Here is an 18,101-nt window from a genome sequence, read left to right on the forward strand (position 1 = left end):
TCGAGACCTACCCGGCCGCAAATCAGCGCACCGGCGGCCCCGCGTACGCAGCCTGTGCTTCCCGCAGGTCCGTCTCGTGTTCGACGGCCCACTCCCCCAGCGCGATGACCAGGGGAAGCAGGCTGCGCCCGAGCGGCGTCGCGGCGTATTCGACGCGTTCGACCGCACCATGGTGCGAGACCCCGAGCACCGAGCGTTGCACGAGTCCGTCCCGTTCGAGGGTCCGAAGGGTTCTCGTGAGGATCCGGCGGCTCAGCCCTTCGATCGCGCGGTCGAGCTCGTTGAACCCGTACGTCCGATCGGCCACGAGACTGAGGACAAGCACGCTCCAGCGCTCGCCCACCCTCGCCATCACATCGGAGACGTGGCATTCCGCCCGCTGCTCGGTGGTGACGGGTACCTCGACCAGTGACATGGATGTTCCTTCTTTCGGTGATGCCGGACCGATCCCAGACTTCAGCGTATGGCGACAACAGTGATCACCGGCGGCACCAACGGCATCGGGGCAGCCCTGGCTGGCAGACTCGTTCAGGCGGGACACCGGGTACTGGTGGTGGGGCGGTCCGCGGCTGCGCCTGCGGGCGCTGAGCTCGTCCAGGCAGACCTCAGCACGCTTGCCGGAACGGCACAGGCCGCGGACGAGATCGCCGAGCGGACGTCCGGCATCGACGGGCTGGTGCTCGGCGCGGGACGGTTCAACCGCCGTCGGACGCTGACGCCCGACGGACTCGAGCAGACCTTCGCGCTCCACGTCGTCAGCCGGTACCTGTTGACCGACCTGCTCGTATCGCGCCTTACGAGCGACGCCGTGATGGTGAGCCTGTGCGGTGTGGCCGGCCTGGGCGGCCCGGGTATTCGCTGGGACGATCTGAACTTTGGGAAGTCGTACCGGCCGTTCGCAGCGGTCTCGCAGGTGGCGCGGGCTTCGGATCTGCTCGGGGCGGGTTTCCACGACCGATATGCGTCGGTCGCGGATCAGCCAGCTGGCTCTGCCGCTCGCGGGTCCGCCGGGGGCCTGCGTTATGTGCTGCACAATCCGATGTTCGTCGACTCCGGCCTCGGTCGGCAGGTGGGCGGCATGGCCGGCAAGGCGCTCGACGGCGTCGCGCGAGTCCTCGGTCAGCCGACCGACAAGGCGGCTGCGCTGGTAGAGCCATTTGTCCGTGACGCGGGAGCTACCGTCGGTCCGTTGACGGTGTCGCGGCGCGGTGTGCTGCTGGGAGTCGACCGGCCTGAGCTCGACCGGACTGCTGCCGCGCGGCTGTACGGGGTGCTCGAAACGTTGACGGTGGCTAATCGCTGAGCCGCGCCCCGTTGGTCGAGCTTGTCGAGACCCCGGTGCGTCGCCCTTCGAGCCTCACCGGCGGCCCTATCGCGATCCCGCCGATCGAGGCCTACGCCTCATCCAGTTCCGCGAGCAACCGTTTCGGCGCGACCTGCCGGTAGGCGTCCTCGATGATGGCGGCGATCTCGTCCCAGTCCACATCGACATCCAGCCGTACGCCCAGCCACCCGCGCACCCCGACGTACGGCGGGCGGAAGAAGCGGTCCGGTTCCTTCTCGACCGCTTCCTCTTGCGCGCCGGGCGCAGCCGCGCACCAGATCGCGAGCGGGCCACCGTGCGTGTGGTCGGCGAAGCTCACGAAGGTCTTCTTCACGAACCACGTGGGCGAGCCGTGGCTCAGCTTCTCGGTCACCTCGGGCAGCGCGAGGCAGATCTCGCGAACACGGTCGAGCGGCTCGGTCACTGGTGGATCCCCGTTGTTCGGCAGTGCCTGGCGTTTGTCCACCCCATCATCCTCTGACCGGTACGTTTACCCCGTGGCCGACCTGATCAGCGCTATCGCCGCCCTGTTGTGGCCCCTGCTCGTCATCGTCGTACTGCTGGTATTCGGGCGGCAGCTCCTGTCTAAGCTGAGAAACTCCGATGACGTGACGCTTGAGATCGGCGGTCAGCGGCTCAACTTCAAGCAGGCGACGGATCAGCAGTCGGACATGATCACCGACCTGCAGCGGGAGGTGGCGTCGTTGAAGGCCCGCCTGGTGGATCTCGAGGTCACTGGCGGTGCGAGCCTCCGGCTTCGTCCTACCGATCTACGGCCCTACGAGTCCTCCGAGGGTGGGGTCGACAACGGCTGGACCGGACCATTCGCGACGCCGGACGAAGTCGTGCCGGAAGGGACCGCGGACGAAAGCGATCGGGTGCCCGAGTCGGTCCCTTGGAGCGGAACGGGTCCCGAAAGGCCGAACCATCCGGACCGCCGGACGTCGCATTCGATTCTCTGGGTCGACGACCATCCCGAGAACAACGCGGTACTCGCCGACTCCTGGCGGCGTGACGGCGCGCACGTCGAGACCGCACGCTCAACCAGTGAGGCGTTGCACCTGCTCGAGACGCAGGCGTACGGCCTGATCATCTCGGACATGGGACGTCGAGAATCCGGCACGGATGTGCCCGACGCCGGACTAAGACTGCTGGCGAAGGTCCGAGCAAGTGACCCCGTCACGCCGTTCGTGCTCTACGGCAATGTCGGGCCGTTCTCGGATCCCGCGCGGGCGGCTGGCGCGACACTGGTGACGGGCTCGACGTTCGAGCTGATGGAGTTCGCGAGCGGACTGGGGATGCTCGACGGGGCATAGGGATAGGCGGTAGACCTGGGCTGCACCGGCCGCCTCTTGCCGGTATATTTTCTGGCATGTTCTCGCCCAGAGATTCGCATACGGTACTTGACGAGCTCGGCAGCAAGTTCCTCCTCGCCCTCGTGCGAGCCACCGACTCCGCCCGCGACGACCTCGCCTCAATGCGGACGTGGAATCCGGGATGGTTCCCGTACTTCTTTCAGCGGGACGTCGCCTGCCTGGTGCACTCACGTATCTGGGCGGCGCTCATGTCTGAACTCGAGGGTGTCGATGGCGTGAATCTTCGGACAGAGGAGCCGTTCCGGGAGGTCCGCATATCCACGGTCTCAGGTCGCACATACACGCTCCGGATCAAGCGTCACTCCGAGGACGATCAGATCCGCTCGTACGCGACGCCGACGGACATCGCCTTTTGGGGCGGGATCTCCGCGACCTTCGAAGGCATGGAGGAGGTTCGTCTTGCCGCCGGGTACCGTTGGCTTGCAGCATCAGGCGACGTTGGCAACCCGGTGGTCTCCTACCGAGAGGGCAAGGAAAACCCGATCTGGGCAGTCGAGATCGATACCGGTGCCGCAGGCTCTGTGACACCCATCGAGTACTACCCGGTCGAGCCGACGATGCCGCAGGTCGACCTGATTCAAAACGAGCAAGCGAAGGACGAAGACACAGCATGACTGGAATCGGTGAAGTCCTCGAGACCGCTCGCCGAGCCCGCGGACTATCCCAGCACGACGTCGCTGACGCCATCGGGATCACCCAGGCCGCACTGTCCAGGTATGAGCACGATCTGCGTGCACCTGACCGCGATGTGCTGAGCCGACTTGCCGAAGCGCTCGGTGTGACGCCAAGCCTGCTGGAGCACGGTGAGCGGATGGAGGGTGGGATCGCCGTCGGTTCCCACATGCGCCGGCGTGCCACTGCTCGCCCCACGGTCTGGCGCGAGCTCGAAGCTCGGCTCAACATGCTGCGGTTGCATGCGTCACGCCTGATGGAAGAAGTGAGCATCCGGGCGGATCGACAGATCCCAACCTTCGATCCGATCGACACGTCTCCAGAAGCCGCGGCTCGGATGCTGCGAGCACAGTGGCGCATTCCTGTCGGGCCCATCCACTCGCTGACGAACTGGCTCGATGCTGCAGGCGTATTGGTTGTCGAGGATGACTTCGGCACGGCAGCGCGCGTGGATGGTCTCTCCCAGTGGGTCGGTGCCTATCCTGTCGTCCTCATCAACAGTTCTGCACCCACCGACAGAAAGCGCCTCACGCTGGCCCACGAGTTGGGCCACCTGGTGCTGCATTCCGAGTACGTGGACGAGGACGCAGAGTTGCAGGCCAACGCTTTTGCCGCGGAACTGCTTATGCCGGCCGCGGAGATCACGCCGATCCTTCGCGGGCGCATGACGTTGGACACGTTGCTCGACCTCAAGCGCTACTGGGGCACGTCGATGCAGTCGTTGATCGAACGAGCGTTCACACTTGGAACGATCACCGCGCAGGAACGCAGCAACCTCTACAAGCGCCTGAGCGCGCGCGGTATGCGGACCCAGGAGCCAGCCTCAAATCAGCTGGCCCCGGAGGTTCCGCGCCTGGCAAGGCACATCGCAGAGTCGCTGCATAGCAAGGGCTTGGACGCCGGCGAAATAGCCCAACTCGCCGGCTTCAGTTCGCCGCGGGAGAACCTGGTCTTCTCAGTGGGCGAGCCTCGTCCGCTGCACGCGGTCTGAGCCTGCTGACTGGAAGTCCACCAACCGATCTCGTCCCGGCCGTTCCGGTGGTCCAACTGGTCGACTTCAGTTGAACACGCGGAAGAGTCCACCGATACCGCGCAAGACCGCCCCGACAACCCTGCCGATGGCATGCACCAGCTCCAAGATGTCGAGCAGGCCGCTGAGCGTCTCCCGCGCGCCCGGGGTAGTCGCAGCGAGCAGACCCCAGGTGACGAGCGCCGAAACGATGCCGCCGACGGCGAAGATGCCTGGCGTCGACCAGGGATTGTCACGCGTGAACACCATGACGACGCCGATCACCGCGCAGACCACGCTGAGGATGGCGAGGATTCCGAAGGGGATGACGAGGATCCCTGCGAGGATGCGGACTGCGCGGAGGAGCCAGCGGAAGAACGGCATGGGAGAAGGATCGTGGACGGCGCCCATTGGTCCAAGACGGTTTCGCTGGTTGGCGTTGTCGCCGCTGGTCGAGGTCCCGCTGCTGGTCGACCTCTCTCGCCGGTTGAGCTCCCTCGGTGGTCGAGCTCCCTCGGCGGTCGAGCTCCCTCGGCGGTCGAGCTTGTCGAGACCCCTACCGACGGGTAGTAGCCCACGCCCAGGCAATCAGCACCGGCTGACCCAGTAGCCGCAGCGCGCGCTTCCGATCGGTGTCCAGGCCGAACGCGTCCCGGTGCTCCACGAGCTGTGCGATGTTCCCTGGGAAGACCGCCACGAAGAACGCTGCGACCAACGCACCGAGCCGCCGCCGGGCCGGCTGCTTCCAGGTGGCGACGAGCGCGGTGCCGAGGCCGATCTCGACAATGCCGGAACCGACGACGACCGTGTCGGGCTCGACCGGGAACCACGTGGGGACCTGGGCTTGGAACTCCTTGCGCGCCTTGGTGAGGTGGCCGATCCCTGCGGTGAGGAGGGCGGCGCCGAGTGCCACTTGTCCGATGCCGCGGATGGTGCTGCTGGTGGTCGCCATGGGCCCATCTTGCCTTCTGTCAGTGTGGACTTCCTGGTCACAAGCGCAGCACCCCACACAACTCACCCCACGCTGGGGTATCCCGGTCCACGTCCATCTGATGAAGTGTCCTCATGGAATCCGCGGTTGAACACGCCCTGCGCGCCCAAATTATCTCGTGGGTCCAGGAGCGCGCCGAAGCCAACGGGGGCTTCCTTCGGCGACTCGAGCTTCTCGATTTTCGGATTGGCGATCAAAAGCTTCCTATCATCGACTACTCCCGCGGTATTCGTAACCCAGCATCCTTTGAATCGACGCTTTCGATCGTCAGCGCCACAAATGGGCCCTACGACGATACAGAGTCCGAGGATGGTCTGCTCCACTACGCCTACCGTGAAGGCGATCCGTGGTCCGGAGACAACCGGAAACTCCGCAATGCGATGACGACCGGTGCGCCTCTGATTTTGTTCCGGAAAGAGGTGCCAAATATCTACACACCAGTGGCTCCGGTGTACGTCGTTGACGACTATCCCGAGGAACGCACCTTCATCATCGCTCTGGATGAGTCCTTCAATTTTGTTCCAGACGTCATGCAGATGCCGGAGCCGCAGCGCGACTATGCTCGCCGCCTTGCGAAGCAGCGGTTGCACCAGCCTGCGTTCCGCACGCGGGTGCTAGTCGCGTATGAGATCCGTTGCGCCGTATGTGAGCTCAAGCATGGCTCCTTGCTCGACGCAGCACACATCGTTCCGGACTCGGATGAGCGTGGCGTCCCGACCGTCAACAACGGCCTGGCCCTATGCAAGATCCACCACGCCGCCTACGACCAGAACATGCTCGGCGTGACACCCGACTTCGAGGTCCGCATTGCCCACAAACTGCTCGATGAGGTGGACGGGCCGATGCTGAAGCACGGTCTGCAGGAGATGCACGGGCGCCACATCAAGCTTCCGAATCGCCGAGCTGACCGACCGAGTGCGGACCTTCTCGCCTGGCGGTATGAGCGCTTCGGGGTTCATGCGTGACCAGCTCGAAGCATGTCCGCGGAATGGATCGGTCTCGTGGCAACCGCAGATTCATCACCCGATAGCTGGCAACCCATCACCCTTCGCAGGTAGTCGAGCGTGGGCATTGCCCCCTACGAAGGTACGCGGCGACAAGGCCTACGCCTCGGCGGGCAATCACCGCCTGCTGCGGCGCCGGGGCATCCGCCCAACGATCCCGGACAAGAAGGACCACCGCGCCCACCGGCTCGCGAAGGGCTCCAAGGGTGGACGGCCTCCGAAGGCGAGGGCCCTCGTGAAGGCCGCCTGAGGTTGGCGTCCTGGGACGCGTGGAGTTCTAGCCGAAGCCGAGGGCGCCACCCGCCTGCCGAACCCGACCCGCACCGGCCTGATCGGCCTGATCGACGAGCTGGACGAGACCGACAACACGTTCATCGTCGTCCACTCCGACGACGTGCTGGACTGGATCAGCCGACGCTGACCCATTCCCAAACCGGCCCTAGTCCTGCACGAGCATCTGGAGTTCGCCGATGCGAATCTGGGTGTTTTTGGACTGCGGCGGAACGTCTATCTGACCGGCCTGCTCACCGCCTTCCCATTCAACGGACCAGTAAGCCGTGCCCGTCAGCGTGAGGGTCCCCGAACTGCTGTTTAGGTCCGCCCCGAATCCACAGGTAGGCGACGGCTCCGCGCTGTCACGTCCGTCGTAAGGCGTTCCCGGTGCGTTGACCCCGTCGCACGTAATAGCACCCACTGTGGTGCCATTCGCATCGGTAAGCGTCCACTCGACGCGGTTAAGCGTGCCTGTCGCACTGACGGTCAGTCCGCCGTCGCTCGCAGTGCGTGTGATCGGGCCGATCGTATTCTCTGCGCGGTTGGCGATCCACAGCCAAATTGGCAAGCCGATTGCACCGACAGCATTCGTAGTAGTGGACGCCGGCGGGGTGGAGCCGATCTCACCCATGGTGAGTTGCATCTCGGCATAGGCACGACGAGCGAGTTCCTCGGCGGACGGGCCAGGTGCCGCCGGAGCCGTGGCCGACCAATAGAAGCTCCTGTCCGGACATGGGGCTGCGCCACCCACGCAGCTCGGTGGGTTGCACTCCAGAATTACCCCGTCGTCGTTGCCTTCCCAAACGGGTGTTGACTGCGGCGGCTGCGGTGCTGCGGACCGCGCATAGCAACGCCCGTCCCAAACCCCGAAGGCGCTCACACACGGAATCTCACTCTCATTGAACTCACATGTGCGATCGCCAGTGCCACCCCCACCACCGCCGGGGTCGTCTGGACCACCACCACCACCGCCGCCATCGTCGCAAATAACTTTGACCGTACCGTCGGGAAGAGGAACCTCACGGCAATCTTCCCCAGCCGTCGCTGGAGATGCACCACCCAGCAGGCCGACCAGAATCAGGCCAAGCCCGAAGACGACAGTAGACATCCTCGCCGACCGGGCGCGGCTCAACATGCCTGCCCCACGTGTCGCTCCTCGTCATTCACAGTCCAGACTCCGCCCACCCCTTGGTGGAGCATTACGTACGTAAACATGTACCGGCTTGGAACACCCTCACTACGCCGGATCGCCGTCCCATCCTCTTCGAACGTCGCAACATCCGAGAAATCGACACAGACGTCCATAGTCACGCGCTCAAAACGATTGTCGTCCGGCTCGTACTTAGTTACTTTCACGCTTTCAACATTCGCGGCACCGGTCGTATAAGTACCCGATTTTGCACTTTCTTCGTATACTGCTGTCCGTGAGGCCGCGATAACCGGATGCCCCCAGAATTTGGAGAGCTTCTTCTCCCACCCCTTATAGCCGTTGTTTGCCACCTGCGCCGTCTTCTCGTAGTACTCCACGAGCCGCGCCTTCGCGTCCGCGATGTTCTTCGCCTTGATCTGCGCTGGCGTCGTCGGCTTTGGCGAGGCTGTCGGAGCCGAAGACGGCAAAGCCGTAGGGCTCTCAGAGGGAGACGGTGAAGCCGAAGGCGACGACGAGCCCGGCCCAGGCATCGCACCTTGGACCGTCTCCGGCTCGAACACACCCGAGCGCACTACCCCGAACCCGCCTACCGCAATGACTGCGACTCCGATGAGGACGGCGATGGTGCGCGTGGGCGTGATGGCGGACGAGACCATCGGCGACTCCCTCAACTTCGGGCAGAACTCATGAACACGGCCGTAAGCAAGGGTGCGCTACATCGGTCTTCCCAGCAAGGTGTCTCCGTGATAATTCACAACATCTCGTCAAGGTAGGACAACGAAGGTCCTGGATCCGGCCGCGGGCTGGGCCGGCACCGCCGGGCGGTCATGTGGTTTCGTTGCGTATACGCAACTCCGGTGGCGGATGCTGCAATCTCTCTACAGGCTTGCGCTATGACTGTTTCAAGCAGCCACGATGTGGCAGTCGAGCCCGAAGGTTTCGCGGAGTTCATCGCTGACCTGAAGGAACGTGTGCGATCGGCCCAGTTCCGCATGTCCCGCTCGGTCAACACCGACCTGCTCCGCCTCTACTGGTCTGTCGGTCGCGACATCCTCGACCGGCAGAAGAGCGCGGGCTGGGGTGGCAAGGTGGTAGCCCGAATCGCGGCTGATATGAAGCGCGACTTCCCCAACGAGCGTGGCTGGTCGCGGTCCAGCCTGCTCTACATGCGACGCGTCGCAGAGGTCTGGCCGACCGAGGCTGAGTTCGTCCAGCACGTTGCTGGACGATTGCCATGGACCTTCGTTCAAATACTGCTCGACCGACTCGACACCCGCGAGGAGCGTGATTGGTACGCGGCCCGAGCAGCGGAATCCGGCTGGAGCCGAAACGTCCTTGAGCACCAGATCAAGGTCAATCTTCGTAGCGCCCTCGGGGCAGCTCCCACGAACTTCACTGAGGCACTCGACTCTCCAGACTCGGAGCTGGCCCAGCAGCTCGCGAAGGATCCCTACGTCTTCGAGCACCTCGCATTGTCGGACCGACTCGACGAACGCGAGGTCAAGCAGGCGCTCATGGATCGTCTCCAGGACACTCTGCTGGAGTTCGGCCGCGGCATGTCGTTCGCCGGCCGACAGGTACGGCTTGCCGTCTCGGACGAAGCGACAGGCGAGACCGATGAGTTCTACGTGGACCTGCTGTTCTTCTCGACCGAGCAGCTGCGCTTCGTCGTCGTAGAACTGAAGGTCGGAAAGTTCGAGCCGGCGCATGTCGGTCAGCTCGGCACCTACGTCGCCATCGTCGACGACCTCTACCGCAACCCCACCATCCACAGGCCGACCGTCGGCGTGCTCCTGTGTACAGGCGAGAGCGGCCCAGCGGTTCGCTACGCCCTCGCATCTGCTGCCTCACCCGTCGCGGTCGCTGACTATTACGGCCTACCGGACGACGCCCGTGCCGCGCTTCCCAGCGCAACAGAACTCCAAGCCGTCATCACCGACGAGATCGCGAGGATCGAATCATGAGCTTCTTCCAGCGCACCGAAGACTTCCGGCCCGAGGGATTTGAGGACGTCGTCGGCGAGCTCGTCGACTCCATCCGACGCTCGTTCACCGGCGTCGTCGTGGACCACCTGGAGGACATGCTTGCCGTGCCACCTCGCCATATGTGTCTGGTCGATCGGCACCTGAGCATCACCGAGGACGACCGCGACTACACCATCGACCTGTTGCTCTTCCACGTCACCCAGATGCGCTACGTCGCCATTCAGGTCCAAGCCGGCCGGTTCGATCCCGCCCTGGTCGCCCGCACCCGCTACACGCTCGACCTTGTGGATGACCTGGTCCGCGTCCCCGAGGTCCACGCCCCCAGCGTCGGTGTGCTGCTCTGTACCGACGCCGCAGCCGACCAACAGCCTGGCCCAGTCGCCGTCATGCTCTACGACGATGTCACGCCTGCCGAACAGGCCGAGCTCCCGCTCTCACTCGAGCTCACTGCTCTGATCGACCGCTGCCTCGACACCACCGGTCAGCCATCAGCGCCGCGGTAGGGGTCAGCCGCCGTATAGGTCTTCGACCAGCCGTGCCCTCGCTTCGAGGATTTCCAGGCTGTCCGACGACGACACCGTGGTTCCCTCTCCCGCCACGTCATGCCAGGTCAGTTCGCCAGCCAACCGGAACTGGCCACGCCACGTCGTGGTGAGCGAGATGGTCGCTGCACCCTGCTTCACGTACGCGTGGGCGATCGTGTGCGCCGGGTAGGGCGCACCGGGGTCGGTAGTGACCAAGGGAGCTGATCCGTCCCCGAAGTCCCACGCGTAACTGCTCGGAACCGCTCTGATCTGTACGGGTATGCCGAACAGACTGGTGCTCATTGTGCGAGGGGCGGTGTCAGTGAAGGCGATGGTGTCGGCATTGACCAGTGTCCAGCCGTCTGGCGGCTGTACGTTCACCTCCGACGGCGCGATCTGCATCTCCTGGAACGCACGCGCGGCGGCTGCCGGGATATCAATCTGCTGTCGCTGCTCGGCCAGGCAGGACTCCTCCTCGACCAAGGCGGCGTCCGACCAACCGTCCGAGTCCCGGCGCTGCTCGAACAAGGCCCCAACTGCCTGCTCGTCTTCTTCGCACTCGATCCCGGCGTAGGCGAGCTGGTAGCCCTCGTCGCAGGACTCGGCGAACCCGGTAGCGCCGTTGAGGTCACTCAGCAAACACATTGCGGGAGTGACACGCCATTGGCGCACAGGTGGTCCAGTGGCTTTCGAGCCACTGCTGGCCGCTGAATCTACCGCTGGAACGGATGGGCGACTCGGTGCGTACTGTTCTGCAGTGACATGAACGGACTCATTCGCCGTTGCACCGCCGAGAGTCGTCCGTTCGCCAGCCGGAGGCGGTGTGAGAGCCATTGCCATCGCTAATCCAACTGCCGCTGTAGTTCTCATTGGTTATTTTCCGGAATCGGTGCGACTGTCACCATCACCCATTCGCCATTACGGCGACCGATCTCAATCCGTCGGTCAAGAACCTCGCGCTTGGCGTCCAGCACGACGCGGCCATCAGCGCCAGTGATCGTCTGCGCTTCCTGCGTGATCTTGGAGTCAAACGGATAGATTCCAGTTACTTCATCACGCTGGTACTCGTTGGTGATTTCTACAGTCGTCTTTCCGCCGATGAACGTCTCTTTGGCGTCCTGGATTGCTGACGCTTGACTGGCAAGCTCATCGCAGAACCCGCACGCCCGATGCGACATCGCCTCGAACTCCTCGGTATCCCCCGTCGCCATCACATACGGGTAGAGCTCGATGAAGTACTCCGCCGCGGCAGCAGCACCCTTCGCGTCCTTCCGCTTCATCGCGTCCGGCCGCTCCGGCTTGGCAGGCCCGGACGGGGACGGGCTCGCAGAAGGTGACGCCGAGGGCGGTTGACCGGTCGGGGACGCGTTGGCATCAGCATCCGGAGTCGATCCGGTACAGCCTGACAAGACCAAGCCGGCCGCCACGACCAACCCCGCCATGCGTATCACCGCGTTACCCATCCGCGTCCCCTTGCCGCTCACGCCACGCCGTTGCGTATCCGCAACAGCCGAGAATGACGCTAGCCGGGCCTGCCCGATCCGGAAAGTGGGCCCTGTGGAAAACCCTTGGTCTCGACAGGCTCGACCAGCTGGGTCTCGACAAGCTCGACCACCGAGAGAGCTCGGCCAACGACAGAGCTCGACCAACGAGAAGACCGGCGTCAGCCGCGCGGCGCCCGGCCCGCGTCGGCCCCGCGACGACGGTCCTGCTCGTCCACCTGGGCCAGCAGCTCCTCGGTGTCCGGCTCGGGCTCCATCGCGAGCTGCTCCAGGTGGTCCCTCAAGCGGTCCACGAGCCGGCCCACCGCATCACGCCGTCCGGAGGCGATCTCCGCGCGGATCCCGTTGCGCCACGAGCGCTCGTCCACCGGGTCAGCGAGGCGCCCCACCTGGGACGCGTGCCGCGCCATCGCCACGTCACCGGCGAGCAAGGCACGACGCGCCACCTCGTGGGACACGTCCACCACACCCGACGAGATCGTGTGCATCAGTTGCTCGGCCCACACGTACTTGCGCAGCGGGACGCCCTCGAACGGCCGCCCGCGCACGAGGTCCAGCGCGGCCAGCAGGTCCGACGTCGGCGTCTGGGTCAGGTCTGATCCGACCAGGTCGCAGAAGGTGTGCCAGTCCGTCCGCACGCCGCGCAGGCGGTACCCGGCGGACTCGAGGTCGGCCTGGCCGCCGTCGTCCGTGGACCAGTAGCGCGGCAGGTACTCGTAGCCTCCCGGGTCGGTGCCGAGCCAGCGGCGCGCCCGCGATACCGCGGAACGCCGGGTCGCGAGGTTCGGCTCGCGGGACGGCCACAGCGCCTTCGAGATGTCCGACCCGCGCGAGCCCGGGTTGAACGCCAGGAACGCGATGAGCTCGGTCGCCTGCCGCTGGTGCGTGGACGGCAGCTCGACGCCGGTCGTACCGGCGAGCTCGACGGTTCCGAGGACGCGCACGAGCGGCTTCACCGCGGGCTTGGTCTCGACAAGCTCGACCCGCGAACCCGGCTCGACCAACGAACCCGGCTCGACCAACGGACCACCCGACTCGACCCGTCGGCCAGGGACCACCGGCGTACCCAGCGGTGGCGTCGCCACGCTCACCGCGGCGGTCGCCCACGGCGAGAAGCCTTCGGAGCGCCCGCCCGACGTCGTCGGGGCACCGCCCGCGGTCGCCGTCCCGTAGCCGGGTGCTGGTGCCGGCCCCGATCCCTCTCCGACCACGACGTCCGAATCCGCGGCACCGGCGCGGACAACGTCCATGGGGATCTCCTCGAGCGTCGGTTCCGTGCGGTCGATCGAACGGCTCCAGCTGGGGCCAGGTGCGGTCTCGGGATCGGCCAACAGGGCCAAGGCTTGTGCGTAGGTGGCGGCGTCGAGCTGCTGCGGGCGCACCGCTATGTAGGCGGGCATGAGGATGCCGCGGGTGGTGTCGCCGTTGGTGAGCTCACCGGTGAGGTCGAGCACCCATTCGCCGACCTCCGCGCTGGAGGTCACCGCCGCGATTCCCACGCCTGGTACCCGCTCGACCAGGCCCTCGAGCTTGGCGCGCTCGACCAGGCCGAGCCGCTCCCCCACCAGCAGGATCTCGGGTGTCCAGGCATCCGTCGCCAGCCCGCGACCGCGCGCTTCGGCGACGGAGGCGGCACCCACCTGGGCGAGCGTGCGGTCGACGTCGGCCGCGCGGGCCTCCAGCTCGCGGATGATCCCGGCGAGGCTGGAGACGTGCCGGACCCGGCCCGTGTCGACCACGCCCGGCAGCTCACCGAGCGTGCCGACCACGGTCACTTGCAGGTCGTCGGCCCAGAGGCTCGTCGCCAGCTCGACCGCGAGCGCCGCGAGCGTCGCCTGTGCGGCGGCGTCCGTGCCGCGGATGTCGAGGCACGCGAGGTTCTCGAGGTCGAGCATGAGGTGCGTGTCCTCGTCGTCGTGGCCGACGGTGACGAGGGCCGGGTAGGGCGCCTCGCCGTCGGTCTCGACAGGCTCGACCCGCTGTGCGGCGGTCTCGGCAGGCTCGACCACCGAACCCCGGACCGCGGCGTCGACGTCGCCCGCTGCGAGCTGCCAGACGAACCGGTCGGTGGTGCTCGCCCAGGGCTCGGGCAGGTCGGCCGCGTGATCGAGGTAGAGCTCGACGAACTCGCCGCTCTTGAGCCGCGCGACGCGCACGCCGGGTAGCGGGAGGCCGCGTTCGCGGTGCCACTGGGCGAGGCTGCGCAGCGCGCGGTCGACGTGCTCGCGTCCGAAGGAGTCCTCGACGCTGCGCAGGTCGCGCTCGAGCGCACCCGCCGGAGTCTCCGGTCCGGGCACGACGACGGTCTGGCCGGGCTCGCGGCCCTTGCGCGTCCGCCGGCGCTTGACGGCGACCAGCGCGATCAGTCCCGCCGCGAGCAGCCCGCCGACGCCGGCCGCGGTGCGGATCCCCACCGCCTCGTCGACGTCCTCGACGGCCTCCGAGACGACGTCGGTCGCCGCGTCGAGCACGGACGCACCGTCGCCGGCTGTCGTGGCGGCGGCTCCAGCGGTCGCCGTTGCCGTGGGTCCTGCCGTGGTGACACCTGCGACGTCGACGGGCGGGAGCGCCTCCACCGACGCCGTAGCCTCGACCGACGCCGTAGCCTCCACCGGCGTCCCCCCGGACGCGTTCACAGACGCCGACGCCTCCGTGGGCGCGAACGTCTCCACGGCGACCTCGGGGGCGCTGTCCTCGGCGACCGGATCGTTCCCGGCAAGCTCTTCGGGCAGAACCTCTTCGGTGACCGAGCCGCCGGTAGAGCTGTCGGCGGCGTCAGACCTCGGGAGAGCCGGCGCTTGCCCCCCGGTCAGCGCTGCCGCACCGTTCTCGACGGCTACGTCCTGGTCCGGCGTGCGGTCGCCGCCCCAGGTGGTGCCACTGCTGGACGACGTCTCACCGTCCGAGGGCTCGTCGAGCCAGCCCTCGGGCATGAGCTCGTCGGCGATCAAGCCGTCCCCGGGGCGCGAGTCGCCTGGCGCAGGGCTCTGCGACGTCGACTCCTCCGGGTCGAGGTCGGGATCGTTCCGGAGGTCCTCAGGAGTGACCTCGTCGTACTGCGGCTCGGGCGTGTCCCGAGGGGCCGGCGGAGCCTCGGGGACGAGGATTCCGTCCGCCGTCTCCTCGGGCGTGGGCTCCTTGGTCTCGCGCCCGCCGATTCCCGCTGTGCCGGTCCCGGCGTCGGCGGGATCTGGCTTGTCGGAGCCGTTCTGCTCTGCACCGCTCTGACCAGTGCCCTGTCCTGCGTCGTCCCGGTCCGCGGGGGGCGTCTTGGGCTCCGCGTTCTGGCCCACACGATTCGGCTGCGGGGTGGGCGGGACCTCGCCGGCCGGCCGCTCGTTGCTGGGCCGCTCGGCGGGCTGTCCGTCCTCCTCGACGACGTCGCTCCCCGCGCCGCCCTGCTCCTCGATGTCTTCCGGCTCGACCTCGACGGCGCCATCCGGCGTCACCTCGGTCGACGGCGTCGCCGGCTCCGGCGCATCGGACTTCTCGGACCGCTCCGACTCGTCCGACAGCCCGGCAGCCCCGCCCGCGGACTCCGCGGGGTTCGGCTTCTCGTCGCCGGAACCCTCCTGCGGCGCACCCGACTCGTCGGCCGCGCCGCCAGCCTCGTCCGCGGCCTCTCCGTCAGACGGTCCCTCATCCGAGGACGCCTCGTCGGAAGACCGGTCGGAAGACCCTTCCCCCTCCGGCGAACGCTGCGCCGCGTCATCGGCACGCGCACCGTCAGACCCGGCGTCCGACGTCGACCCGGCACCCGGGACGGTCACGGTCCAGCCCGGAAGGATCAGGTCGGGGTCGGTGAGCCGCGCCCCGCCCGGCTGCTCGGTGTCCCGTGACGCCTCAAAGACCTCGGGGTACTTGGTCCCGTCACCGAGCTCCTCCTCGGCGATACCCCACAGGGTGTCGCCGGACTCGACGACGACCTCGGCGTCCTTCGGCTCGGCGCCCCGGTTGCGCACGTCGACGGTCCCCACCGGGTCCGAGACCGCGGCGTCCGAACCCGGGCCACCCGCCTCAGCCTCCTCGACGGCAGTGCTCTTGGACGGAGCGATCCCGACAGGATCGTCCCCGGCGTCGTCGGCCTGGCCGGTCGACGTCGGCGACACCCCGGTCCGGGTCTCGACAGGCTCGACCAGCGACGGCTCGACCCGCGACGACTCGACCCCCGACGGCTCGGCTTCCGCGGGCAGCCTCAGCACCCAGCCCGGCTCGATCCAGTTCCCGGCGTCGAGCGCGCTGCCGTCGGCCTGCGGTACGCCGTAGTTGAGGTCGGCGATCTGCTTGAACCGCGCGCCGTCGCCCAGGGTCTGCTCGGCGATCCGCCACAGCGAGTCGCCCGGCTGCACGGTGTACGTGGCCGACGGCGCCTCGTCCGCCCCGGCGCGCTCCCCCACCTTCTCCGCGGCACCGGCACCGCCCACCGGACCAGCGGCCGGCGTGACAGCACCCGGCAGGGCCGGGGCAGACACGACAGTCCCGGTAGCACCCGTCTCGAGCGGCGTGGTCGCGGCCATCGCCGGCGCCACCGTCGGGGCAGCGACGAGCATCGTGATGACCGCGCCGACCAGCACGGAGGCGGCACGCTGCTGCGCCCCGAGCCCGCGCACGTGCGGCGAACGGCGACCCCGCAGCGCCGCGACGACCTCGATCAGCACGGCGATGGCGAACGTCAGCCACGCGATCCAGCCGACGACCTTGACCAGCCCGATCAGCACCGCACCCGTCACGTCGGGCGTGGTCAGCACGGAGATGACCCGGTCGAGGGTGACGGGACCCGTCCACAGCGGACCGCCGAGCAGCCACAGACCGATCGGGATCCCGACCACGAGCGCGATCAGCAGCAGCGCCGCGCCCAGACCTCTCACCACACGTGCGCCCGTGCCTCGCCGCGGTTCGGGCCCGCCCGACACCGCACGACCCTGGACCGTCGAGGTGCTCATCAGGATCCCTCCTGTCCTATTCCGCGGACTGCTCGCGCCTCGGCGTCGGCCGAGACACTGAGCGAGCTGATTCCGATCAACGTCAGGAACGTGGTCTCGTAGGTGACCTGGGTTCCCACGTTGACGGTGGCACCGTTGACGGCCGTCACGCCGCCCTGCACCCCCAGTGCGCCGAGGGTGTCGGCGGCAGCCTGGGTCGCGCGTGCGGGGTCCAGCTCGGGAGGCAGCCCCAGCTGGGCGCGATCGATCCGGATCTGTTGCGCGGCAGCCCGTGCGGCCTGGTCAGCGGCGTACTCGGCCTCGTCCTCGGCATGCAGCCGCCCGCCGCCGTCGACCACCAGGCCGATCGCGATGATGAGCGCGGGCACCATGCCCGCCGCGAGGATGTTGACCTCGCCCCGCTCCCGCACTGCCCGAACACCTGGCGGCGATCCAGCCGTCCGCACACGCCGCACCCACATCCGCCCAACCCCCCTGGTCATGACCGCCCCCGATAGGCGTCCAGCACCGACGTCCCGGTAGCGCTGATGGTTCGCGAGCCGGGCGCACCCGGCAGGCCGAGATCGCGCAGCGGCACCACACACTCCACCCGCACCGTGATGGTCCCGACGGTCCCGAGCGGCAGCTCGAACGCGTCGGTCGCCGGATCCACCGACGTCGACGCGCACCGCACCCCGGAGTTCACGAGCGTCGAGGTCGCGGTCGACGTCGCCTGCGCGCCGGCCACGGCGGCCGTCCGGCTGATCGACGCCGCCCGCGCTGCCTCGTTCGCGGCGGACTGCACCACGCCCTCGGCCAGGACTATCCGTCCCGCCATCACGAGCAGCAGCCCGATGAGCAGCAGCATCGGAAAGATCACAGCGGTATTGATGGCTACGTTGCCGCGCTCGGGACGACCATGCAGCTGCTGCCAGACCGAGGCGATTTCTGGCAGCAGGTGCATGGTCACCTTTCGGTGCCCGCCGCTCATGGCCCCACCACCGCCGACGTGAACCGCTCGACGGGCCCAGTGGCCGACTGCTCGATCCGCAGCCCGCGGAATCCCGGGACGATCGAGGGCGCCAGCCCCGTCACGACCGCGGTAGCCGTCTCTTCCCCACGTGTCACCGACACGTCGACCGTCGCGAACGCGTCGCCCCCACGATCGAGGCGCGCTGCCGCTTCCGCGTATCCCGAGTCGACGGTGCCACCCTCGACGCGCGCGGCCTGGACGGCCCCGTTGGCCACGGACTGAGCCGTGTTCTGCGCGTGGAAGTAGAGCATGCCTTGCACCATCGCGAAGATGAGCATCAGAACGATCGGGTATGTCAGTACGGTCTGCAGAGAGGCGGCACCGCGCTCGTTCATG

The 18,101-nt window shown here is 67.3% G+C and carries 19 protein-coding genes and 1 pseudogene; 8 read left to right on the forward strand and 12 right to left on the reverse strand.

Annotated features, from left to right (window positions below; genetic code table 11):
- Nucleotides 1–22: 22 nt before the first annotated feature.
- Entirely contained in the window at nt 23–415 is a 393-nt protein-coding gene (locus AB0F40_RS03725) for a helix-turn-helix domain-containing protein (RefSeq protein WP_357464334.1), read from the reverse strand.
- Nucleotides 416–463: 48 nt separating this feature from the next.
- On the opposite strand from AB0F40_RS03725, the gene AB0F40_RS03730 reads away from it, so the two are divergent.
- Nucleotides 464–1,303: an SDR family NAD(P)-dependent oxidoreductase gene (locus AB0F40_RS03730; RefSeq protein WP_357464336.1), complete on the forward strand. Its 840-nt coding sequence runs from the start codon at nt 464–466 to the stop codon at nt 1,301–1,303.
- Nucleotides 1,304–1,394: 91 nt separating this feature from the next.
- Here the strand turns inward: AB0F40_RS03730 and AB0F40_RS03735 are convergent, their stop codons facing one another.
- A complete protein-coding gene (locus tag AB0F40_RS03735) occupies nt 1,395–1,748 on the reverse strand; it encodes an MmcQ/YjbR family DNA-binding protein (RefSeq protein WP_357464338.1) in 354 nt (117 codons plus the stop codon).
- Between the two features lie 73 nt (nt 1,749–1,821).
- On the opposite strand from AB0F40_RS03735, the gene AB0F40_RS03740 reads away from it, so the two are divergent.
- From AB0F40_RS03740 to AB0F40_RS03750, 3 genes are read left to right on the forward strand one after another with little or no spacing between them, the layout of a single operon-like run.
- Nucleotides 1,822–2,640 (forward strand): response regulator, encoded by an 819-nt coding sequence (locus AB0F40_RS03740; protein ID WP_357464340.1) that lies wholly within the window; start codon nt 1,822–1,824, stop codon nt 2,638–2,640.
- Between the two features lie 56 nt (nt 2,641–2,696).
- Nucleotides 2,697–3,314: a hypothetical protein gene (locus AB0F40_RS03745; RefSeq protein WP_357464342.1), complete on the forward strand. Its 618-nt coding sequence runs from the start codon at nt 2,697–2,699 to the stop codon at nt 3,312–3,314.
- Nucleotides 3,311–4,363: an XRE family transcriptional regulator gene (locus AB0F40_RS03750; protein WP_357464343.1), complete on the forward strand. Its 1,053-nt coding sequence runs from the start codon at nt 3,311–3,313 to the stop codon at nt 4,361–4,363. The genes AB0F40_RS03745 and AB0F40_RS03750 overlap by 4 nt, the downstream gene beginning before the upstream one ends.
- A gap of 66 nt (nt 4,364–4,429) precedes the next feature.
- Here AB0F40_RS03750 and AB0F40_RS03755 read toward each other — a convergent pair whose 3' ends face one another.
- Together AB0F40_RS03755 and AB0F40_RS03760 are read right to left on the reverse strand one after the other, a co-directional pair.
- A complete protein-coding gene (locus tag AB0F40_RS03755; protein ID WP_357464345.1) occupies nt 4,430–4,765 on the reverse strand; it encodes a hypothetical protein in 336 nt (111 codons plus the stop codon).
- Between the two features lie 172 nt (nt 4,766–4,937).
- A complete protein-coding gene (locus AB0F40_RS03760) occupies nt 4,938–5,333 on the reverse strand; it encodes a hypothetical protein (protein WP_357464347.1) in 396 nt (131 codons plus the stop codon).
- Between the two features lie 113 nt (nt 5,334–5,446).
- Here AB0F40_RS03760 and AB0F40_RS03765 point away from each other — a divergent pair, with 113 nt between their 5' ends.
- Nucleotides 5,447–6,337, forward strand: a complete 891-nt coding sequence (locus AB0F40_RS03765) for an HNH endonuclease (RefSeq protein ID WP_357464349.1) — start codon at nt 5,447–5,449, stop codon at nt 6,335–6,337.
- Between the two features lie 130 nt (nt 6,338–6,467).
- Nucleotides 6,468–6,593 (forward strand): annotated as a pseudogene (locus AB0F40_RS03770) (IS5/IS1182 family transposase); the annotation flags it as partial.
- A gap of 222 nt (nt 6,594–6,815) precedes the next feature.
- On the opposite strand, the gene AB0F40_RS03775 reads toward AB0F40_RS03770, so the two are convergent.
- Both AB0F40_RS03775 and AB0F40_RS03780 read right to left on the reverse strand, forming a co-directional pair.
- Nucleotides 6,816–7,292: a hypothetical protein gene (locus AB0F40_RS03775; RefSeq protein WP_357464351.1), complete on the reverse strand. Its 477-nt coding sequence runs from the start codon at nt 7,290–7,292 to the stop codon at nt 6,816–6,818.
- Between the two features lie 485 nt (nt 7,293–7,777).
- The gene (locus tag AB0F40_RS03780; protein ID WP_357464353.1) at nt 7,778–8,176 is read right to left on the reverse strand and encodes a hypothetical protein; all 399 of its coding nucleotides are present in this window, start codon (nt 8,174–8,176) and stop codon (nt 7,778–7,780) included.
- 516 nt (nt 8,177–8,692) lie between these two features.
- On the opposite strand from AB0F40_RS03780, the gene AB0F40_RS03785 reads away from it, so the two are divergent.
- The gene (locus AB0F40_RS03785; protein ID WP_357464355.1) at nt 8,693–9,763 is read left to right on the forward strand and encodes a PDDEXK nuclease domain-containing protein; all 1,071 of its coding nucleotides are present in this window, start codon (nt 8,693–8,695) and stop codon (nt 9,761–9,763) included.
- Nucleotides 9,760–10,287 (forward strand): PDDEXK nuclease domain-containing protein, encoded by a 528-nt coding sequence (locus AB0F40_RS03790; RefSeq protein WP_357464357.1) that lies wholly within the window; start codon nt 9,760–9,762, stop codon nt 10,285–10,287. Before AB0F40_RS03785 ends, AB0F40_RS03790 begins: the two co-directional genes overlap by 4 nt.
- 3 nt (nt 10,288–10,290) lie before the next feature.
- Here the strand turns inward: AB0F40_RS03790 and AB0F40_RS03795 are convergent, their stop codons facing one another.
- The 6 genes from AB0F40_RS03795 to AB0F40_RS03820 form a co-directional block, all read right to left on the reverse strand.
- On the reverse strand, nt 10,291–10,953 hold the full coding sequence (locus AB0F40_RS03795; protein WP_357464359.1) for a PKD domain-containing protein: 663 nt from the start codon (nt 10,951–10,953) through the stop codon (nt 10,291–10,293).
- Between the two features lie 221 nt (nt 10,954–11,174).
- Nucleotides 11,175–11,771, reverse strand: a complete 597-nt coding sequence (locus tag AB0F40_RS03800) for a DUF6318 family protein (RefSeq protein ID WP_357464361.1) — start codon at nt 11,769–11,771, stop codon at nt 11,175–11,177.
- A gap of 200 nt (nt 11,772–11,971) precedes the next feature.
- Nucleotides 11,972–16,753 carry a LysM peptidoglycan-binding domain-containing protein gene (locus tag AB0F40_RS03805; RefSeq protein ID WP_357464362.1) on the reverse strand — a complete coding sequence of 1,594 codons (4,782 nt, stop codon included), beginning with the start codon at nt 16,751–16,753 and terminating at the stop codon, nt 11,972–11,974.
- Nucleotides 16,753–17,163 carry a pilus assembly protein TadG-related protein gene (locus AB0F40_RS03810; RefSeq protein ID WP_357464364.1) on the reverse strand — a complete coding sequence of 137 codons (411 nt, stop codon included), beginning with the start codon at nt 17,161–17,163 and terminating at the stop codon, nt 16,753–16,755. Before AB0F40_RS03810 ends, AB0F40_RS03805 begins: the two co-directional genes overlap by 1 nt.
- Nucleotides 17,164–17,231: 68 nt before the next feature.
- Nucleotides 17,232–17,723: a TadE/TadG family type IV pilus assembly protein gene (locus tag AB0F40_RS03815; RefSeq protein WP_357464366.1), complete on the reverse strand. Its 492-nt coding sequence runs from the start codon at nt 17,721–17,723 to the stop codon at nt 17,232–17,234.
- Nucleotides 17,720–18,100 carry a TadE family protein gene (locus AB0F40_RS03820; RefSeq protein ID WP_357464368.1) on the reverse strand — a complete coding sequence of 127 codons (381 nt, stop codon included), beginning with the start codon at nt 18,098–18,100 and terminating at the stop codon, nt 17,720–17,722. Before AB0F40_RS03820 ends, AB0F40_RS03815 begins: the two co-directional genes overlap by 4 nt.
- Nucleotide 18,101 lies beyond the last annotated feature (1 nt).

The sequence above is a fragment of the Promicromonospora sp. NPDC023987 genome (genome assembly GCF_040639055.1).
Classification (GTDB): Bacteria; Actinomycetota; Actinomycetes; order Actinomycetales; family Cellulomonadaceae; genus Promicromonospora.